This window comes from Mycobacterium simulans, from assembly GCF_900232995.1.
GTDB lineage: Bacteria > Actinomycetota > Actinomycetes > Mycobacteriales > Mycobacteriaceae > Mycobacterium > Mycobacterium simulans.
Map to the genome: position 1 here is coordinate 1 of NZ_OCVX01000101.1, position 865 is coordinate 865.

Consider the following 865-nt stretch of genomic DNA (forward strand, 5'->3'; position numbering starts at 1 on the left):
CACATCGTGCTCGATGGCTGGTCGATGCCGATCCTGCTGCGTGAGATTTTCGGTGTCTATCACCATCAGTCGCTGCCGGCGGCGTTGCCGTTCCGCAGGTTCGTGTCCTGGCTTGCCGGCCGTGACGTGCAGGCCGCACGCCGGGCCTGGGGTGCGGTGTTGGCCGGTGTTGAGACCCCGACGTTGGTGGGTGCGGCGGATCGGTTGGAGCTGGGTAGTCAAGGCGTGCAATGGTTTACGATGCCCGCCGAGATCATGCAGGCGCTTAGTGGGTTGGCGCGGTCGTGTCACACCACGGTCAACACGGTGTTGCAGGCGGCGTGGGCGCAGGTGTTGGTGGGGTTGACCGGCCAGCACGATGTGGTGTTCGGTACCACGGTCTCGGGCCGGCCCGCCGAGCTGAGCGGTGCCGATCAGATGGTGGGTTTGTTGATCAATACGGTGCCGGTGCGCGCGCGCCTGACTGCGGCCACTACCACCGTCGAGCTGGTCGAGCAGCTGCAGGGCTTCCGCAACGACACTCTCGAGCATCAGCACCTCGCGTTAAGTGAGATTCAGCGGATCGCGGGTCAGGACAAGCTGTTCGACACCCTTTTCGTCTACGAGAACTACCCCCTCGACACCGAGCAGGCCCGGGGTGCTGACGCGTTGGTCATCACCGATGTCGCCGTGCAGGAAGCCACCCACTATCCGCTGTCGGTGCAAGCCATCCCCGGCGATGAACTCCGGTTGCGTATCGAGTACCGCACCGATGTGTTCGACGCGGCCAGCATTGAGGCGCTGGTGGGGCGGTTGCGCAAGATTTTGGTGGCGATGACCGCCGATCCTGATCGGCGGTTGTCGTCGATCGATGTGCTCGATCCCG

At 64.2% G+C, this 865-nt stretch carries 1 protein-coding gene; it reads left to right on the plus strand.

From position 1 onward, the window contains the following. A partial coding sequence (locus MSIMFI_RS27555) for a condensation domain-containing protein (protein ID WP_224770501.1) occupies positions 1-865 on the plus strand: 865 nt, incomplete at both ends.